This is a genomic window from Calditrichota bacterium (assembly GCA_014359355.1).
In the GTDB taxonomy this organism is placed as follows: domain Bacteria; phylum Zhuqueibacterota; class Zhuqueibacteria; order JANLFK01; family Oleimicrobiaceae; genus Oleimicrobium.
This window is the reverse complement of record JACIZP010000006.1, coordinates 1-5779: the sequence shown is the minus strand read 5'-3', so window position 1 is coordinate 5779 and position 5779 is coordinate 1. Positions and strand designations below refer to the sequence as shown.

Annotated in this window: 6 protein-coding genes; all 6 read right to left on the bottom strand. The window is 62.3% G+C overall.

From position 1 onward, the window contains the following. Nucleotides 1-254: 254 nt before the first annotated feature. Nucleotides 255-440: a hypothetical protein gene (locus H5U38_00135; protein ID MBC7185419.1), complete on the bottom strand. Its 186-nt coding sequence runs from the start codon at nt 438-440 to the stop codon at nt 255-257. A 134-nt stretch (nt 441-574) separates the two neighbouring features. Continuing rightward, the gene (locus H5U38_00130) at nt 575-1363 is read right to left on the bottom strand and encodes a hypothetical protein (protein ID MBC7185418.1); all 789 of its coding nucleotides are present in this window, start codon (nt 1361-1363) and stop codon (nt 575-577) included. A gap of 299 nt (nt 1364-1662) precedes the next feature. Continuing rightward, on the bottom strand, nt 1663-2937 hold the full coding sequence (locus H5U38_00125) for a PQQ-like beta-propeller repeat protein (GenBank protein MBC7185417.1): 1275 nt from the start codon (nt 2935-2937) through the stop codon (nt 1663-1665). 213 nt (nt 2938-3150) lie between these two features. After that, nucleotides 3151-3360, bottom strand: a complete 210-nt coding sequence (locus H5U38_00120; protein ID MBC7185416.1) for a T9SS type A sorting domain-containing protein — start codon at nt 3358-3360, stop codon at nt 3151-3153. Further along, complete coding sequence (locus H5U38_00115) at nt 3327-4316, bottom strand: hypothetical protein (protein ID MBC7185415.1); 990 nt, start codon at nt 4314-4316, stop codon at nt 3327-3329. Before H5U38_00115 ends, H5U38_00120 begins: the two co-directional genes overlap by 34 nt. A gap of 16 nt (nt 4317-4332) precedes the next feature. After that, nucleotides 4333-5622: a PQQ-binding-like beta-propeller repeat protein gene (locus H5U38_00110; protein MBC7185414.1), complete on the bottom strand. Its 1290-nt coding sequence runs from the start codon at nt 5620-5622 to the stop codon at nt 4333-4335. Between the last annotated feature and the right edge of the window lie 157 nt (nt 5623-5779).

Genomic DNA, 5779 nt, shown 5'->3' with positions numbered 1-5779 from the left:
CAGCCGACAGTCGAAGGCATTGGGTCCATGATGAGAAGGCGACGTCTCCGGACGGCGGCGTGACCGGAATGCATAGCCCACCGCCGAATGGGCTCTTGAGGGGCAGACGGAGCTGGTTGCATGGGCAGGTGCGGGCGGCGCATGTGGCACTATGCCCCGGGCTGCGCAACGTTCCCTGTGGGGCCACGCTGGCTAGGTGCCGGCGCATAGTCGAAGGGGCACAGGCCAAGAGAGAGGCGAAGCAAGAGCCACCGTCAGCGCGTAGGCTCGAACGCTATGCGCACCCCCACATTGATGCGCCGCCCCACGTCCCAGGCGCTGGGGTCGTGCAATTCGCCGCCAATCCGGCCGTCGGAGGCGATCCACAGCACGTTGTAGCGGTCCAACAGATTGCGTACGTCCAAGTAGGCGGTTACGGAGAGCCACGGCCAGCCGGCCAACGTTCATGTTCAATTTAGAAAAAGACTTGGCCCCTGTCAAGCGATTTCTTTTGGCGCCGCGCACGACTGGAGCAGACGCTCTCGGCTGAGTGTTGGCCTCCAAGGCAGTTTTGGACCGCCGGGCCATTCCGTCCTCACCTCACCAGCAGCACCTTGCGGCTCAGCGACTGCCCGCCCCACAGCAGCCGCAGCAGGTAGAGGCCAGAAGGCAGCGCGCCGCCGTCCATTGCCAGGTGGTAGCCCCCGGCAGACTGATGCGCTTCCACCAGCCGCCGGAGCTGGCGCCCCTCCACGTCGCACAGAATCAGCGAGACCTCCCCAGGCGCGGGCACCGAGTAGCAGATGGTGGCAGAAATGTTGAACGGATTGGGGTAGCCCCCCAGCCGCACATGCCCACCCTCCAGCTCGGAGTTCCCGGTTCCTTCTGCCACGGGCTTGCCGAGGTAGCCGTTGACGCTGACCTCATTGGATGGCTCCGACTCCGGAGACTGCCCGCTATTGGCCGTGGCGCGGTACCAGTACCTGCGGCCGCTGGGGTTGATTACCACCTCGCGGTCGGTCCACTCTGTGACCGTCAGGTCGGAGGCTACTTCGTCCCAGGAGGGCGTCTCGCCTTTGCGGTAGATCTTGTACGTAAAGTTGACCCCCTCGGGGGCCTCCGGGGCGCGCCAGGTGAAGTGGGGATGTTGCCAGGTCTGGCCAGCATTGGTGCAGGTGAAGTTGCGCGGGGGCGTGGGTTGAAGACCGACCGGGTTGTCGTGCATGTCAGCTTCAGAGGGGTCAAAAGAATCTGCGAACGCGTCGTAGGTTACGCGAAAGTCGTTTTGGAAGGTCTGAACTTTTCCATAGGTGTCAACGTCCAGGTAGGCGCTCCCCGTAGTGGTCCGCACCGTGTAGAAGCTACTTCCAAGGCAAGGCGACATCGGAGGTGTCCCAACCTCCCTGGCCTTTGCCGTCAGGCCTTACCCGGATCTCGACAGGGGAGGGCGGACATACTTTGGGTCTGTGGTGAGCCTACATTCCCAGTCCCACACCGTGGGATAGCACTTTGTCGCCTCAAATTTAAGAGTTTGGCCCGTTCTCCCATTGACTACATTGATGATGAGCTCGTACTCATGAAGCTGTGCACGTTGTGCAGGAGCCATCGTGGCGCACAGTCCCAGCAGCGCAGCGCAGGCCAGTACACCCTTTATATGAGCCTCCTCCTTGCACTTTTCTTGCTCTACTCGATCGCGTACAGCCGGCTGTCCACTCCATAGGTGCCGAGGTAGAGAATACCGTTGGCGCCAATGGCCGGCGCGGCAATCCGGCTAAATGAGCCCACAAGAGGGACGCTCCACAACAGTGAGCCGTCTCTGTCGAGGGCCAGGAGTTTCCCTTCCGGGACGTACACTACGTCCTCTGCATCACAAACGGCCCCGGCGTAAAGCTCATCGCTAAGAGCGTGCCACCACCGGAGGCAGCCCCGGCAATCAACGGAGAGCAGGCGCTGGCCCCACCAAGCGTCGTAGAAGTAAAGGTTTCCATGCGAGTCAATTGCCGGCGTCTCCCACCAGCTGTAAAAGGCCTCTACCGACCAGTTCAGCTTTCCTGAAGGAGCGACTGAGCAGAATTGCGACGCGAGCGACTGGCTGAGGAGGCCGATGCCGAAGTAGGTCGCTCCCGAACAATCGACCATAGGCAGCAGCCCCATAGGGATCTGGGTGCTTTCCGGCAAAGCGAAGCGCCAGCGTAAACTTCCATCAACCCCCACTGCGCACAGCGCGGCATGGAAGATGCTACTCCCCGGCCCTGAAGGCTGGACAAATGTGAACCCGTAGAGGCTCGTGCCATCCGGGGAGAGAGCCACTCCCTGCCAGCTGAAGCCATCGTCAATACGGAGGGTCCACTTGAAGGTGCCTTCCTGCGTGACCGCGCATAGGGCGTCATGCCTGTCGACCAGGTACAGGGTGCCGTCCAGACCGATATTGGGCTGTGAAGGCGAACGCACTTGCAGGTTTCGGCGCAAGGAGCCATCGGGGTTCAAGATCAGCCACGACGAAAGGCAGGGTACAAGAATTGAACCGTCTGCCAGAAGCATGGCGCTGCCATCGGACGCCTGGCTTGCCAGATGGTATTTCCACTTGAGGGTGCCCCGGGGCGTCACCGCGTAGAAAAAGGGCTCCTGCCCCCCCTCGGGGGTAATTTCCCGGTGCGTGGAGAAGTAGATTGTCGAATCAGGCCCAATCACCACAGCCGGCCAGATGATGCCACCGGCATCAGGCTGAAAAGTCCACTTGATACGCCCTTTGCGCGGACCTATGTACTGACTCCTCCCTGTAAACTGCGGGTCGTGCCGGTACATCGGCCACGGGCTGTTGGCCAGACTGGGCCAGGGGATCTCCTGCTGCGGGCAGACCGCGGGGCCCTCAGCAGGACCTAACGGCGTCTTGTCCCGCGCACACCACACCAGCGCCCACGAGAAGATCCCAAGCGACACGAAAACGGCTCTGCGCATAACGTCTCCCCAAGAAAGGCAAGCTGCCCCATTTCCTGAGACCACCTCCAATATCAGGAAAATGTCCGCCCTGTCAAGTTGTTTCTCCCCCGAGCATCCCCCACGCGCACGCATCCTCCCGCAGGGCCAGTGCCGGACTCAAGAAGCAAAGCCCTGCCCTTGCCAGCAACGCCGCCGCAGCAGAGGGGGGGTGAGCACAAGCTCACGCCAGCGCTATTTCACCACCAGCACCTTGGCACTCAGGGCCCGGCCCCCATGCACCATCCGCACCAGATAGGCCCCGGTGGTCAACGCCTGCCCGTCCAGCTGGACCTGGTGCTCCCCAGCCTGGCGCTGCCCTTCTACAAGGCGCGTCACCTCCCGGCCGCAAAGATCGTACAGGCTCACCTTCACCTCTCCCTCCTCGGCCACCACGTACCGCACCGTGGCCCTGGGATTGCAGGGGTTGGGGTAGACCAAAACGGCTGCCTCCCCACCCGGTACCTCAGAGGCGCCTGGCGCGTCGTCACGGGGCTTGCCAAGATGGCCGATGATCTGCAGCTCCTCCGAGGGGGCGACTCAATGGACTGGCTGGTGTAGGCAGTCGCGCAGTACCAGTACGTGACACCCCTTGCGGGGTCAATGGTGACCTCCTCGTCGATCCACTCCCTCACCGTCAGATCCGACACGACGCACCTCCACGACTGCGAGGGGCGCTTGCGGTATACCCTGTACAGGTGGCTCACGCCGCCTGGCTCTATCGGTTCCTCCCAGGTGAAACGCGGGTTGGCGCCAGCCTCACCCGCGTTGCTGCAAGTGAACTGGAGGGGTGGCGTGGGCTGGAGCCTCGCATGATTGGGCGTGCGGCGCCCGAACATCTCCCAGATCGAGCCGACCATCTGCGCGGAGTAAGTCCCCCCGGACCCCCGCTTCCACTCCAGGTAGCTGCTCGTCGGAGTGGTAATGTGGCAGCGCACCCAGACGTCCTTGGGGCTATCGTACCCGGCGGTCCAGTCGGCGTCGCGAAGGTCAAGGCAGAAGGACACGTCTCTGTACCCTGGCGGGAGGTCAAAGGTAAATTCGTAGTCTCCGAAGGCAAGCGTCTGGCCCGGCCAGTCCACGATGGGGCACTTGAACGACCCGTAAGAGTCGGCATTGCCATGGCCGGTGACCTGGGCGAAGGCATATTCCGAGGTCAGCGGACATGTGCCCCCGTCCCAGGACCATCGAACCGGGGACTGAGAGCATGCCCTTACCACCCAGTCCTGTTCCGCTGACAACCCTGTTACAGCCATGGTGATTTCGCCCGAGACTTCGACGGCCTTTTGTGAAAGGCCCACGTGCGCTGCGGCCACCACTAGCGCAAGTGCCAGGACCCCTGAACCCCTGATGCTCCGCAAAGCTGTTTTCCTCCTGCTACTCTACGCAATAAACAGCGTATTCCCCGACCACGATCAGTCTGCCTGGAGCGGATATGGCAACCCCAGTGAGCCCGTCAGGAATTCCTGGAAGTTCACAAGTGAACAGCCTATTCCCCGCTGCGTCGAACGCCAAGAGGTACTTCCAGCTGTAGCAAGCATACACCACGCCCTCAGAATCCACCACCAACCGCACACCCCCTTCTGCGCCTAGTTCAGGCCGCCCCAGCATCGGCGCAGCCCAGCGAAGGCTCCCTTGGCAGTCAATGCACAACAGAGAGTCTCCTCTCCCGTACGCGAAAATGGAGCCCTGGGCGCTCATGCATAGGTTCGGGGTGAGCCCTGTTGGCGCGCGGCTTTCCCACCTCAGCTGTCCCTGCTGCGTGTATGAGCGGACCACGATGAGGTCAGGCGCCCGCTCGCTGCGCGCCGTACAATAGACGTTGCCGTCATTGTCCACAAGGGGGGAACGAAAATACAGATCGCAAGGAGCTTGCCACAGCACCGCGCCATTCCGTGCGTCCAGCGCCGTCAATTGCAGTCCCGCCCCCACCTCGCGCAAAGCGTACAGTACGGTGCCGTCGGGCGACAGGGCCAGTGCCCCAGCGTCCAAAGGGCGAGAGTGGCCGTCAATGCGCCTGGACCACAGGACCCGCCCCGTCGGCTCCACCGCTGAGAAGACACCGTCCCAGCAGTAGAAAAACACCAAAGTGTCTCTACTTATCGCGGGGGCGGCAGCGTAGTTGGCGTGGGGACAACTCGAGCTGGAAAGGAGATTCCCCTCTCCGCCGAACTGATAGATTTCTGCCTCGACCCCCGCTTGCTCTACCACGAGCACTCTCCCCCCAGCAAGGAGGGCCGCACTGGAATTGGAGTGCCCTGGGCGACCAAAAGGGGTCTTGGCCCGTAAGCTACCGTCCGGGCCCAGCACGAACAGGTACGGACGACTTCCCCCCTCCTGGGTACCGACAATAGGAGCGGCCAGATAGAGCGTGCCGTCCTCCCCAACAGCCACGTTCACCTCTTCGGCATACAACCCGTGCTCGCTGAAACTCCACACGACCCTCCCAACGCGCGGCCCAGGGTACTTGCCCCTGGCCGTGCATTGCATGTCCCCCCACATGACCGGCCACGGGCTGTTGGCCAGACTGGGCCAGGGGATCTCCTGTTGCGGGCAGACCGCGGGGCCCTCAGCAGGACCTAACGGCGTCTTGTCCCGCGCACAGGAAAGAACAATCGCCACCAGCGCAAAAACCAGCACGAAGCTGGCCTTTATCGTTTCCCTCATCGGAGACCGTCCTCTCCAACATTGTGGGCCTCTGCGCCCAGCGCGCTCTGAGGGCTGATGCCAGCCGGCGAACGCTCACGTCTTATTCTAAAAAAAAAATTTGGCCCCTGTCAAGCGATTTCTTTTGGCGCCGCGCGCGACTGGAGCAGACGCTCTC

Bases quoted from the DNA above. Each gene is read 5' to 3' on its own strand.
- H5U38_00130 (MBC7185418.1), bottom strand. From the start codon at position 1,363: ATGTCGCCTTGCCTTGGAAGTAGCTTCTACACGGTGCGGACCACTACG.
- H5U38_00110 (MBC7185414.1), bottom strand. From the start codon at position 5,622: ATGAGGGAAACGATAAAGGCCAGCTTCGTGCTGGTTTTTGCGCTGGTG.
- H5U38_00125 (MBC7185417.1), bottom strand. From the start codon at position 2,937: ATGCGCAGAGCCGTTTTCGTGTCGCTTGGGATCTTCTCGTGGGCGCTG.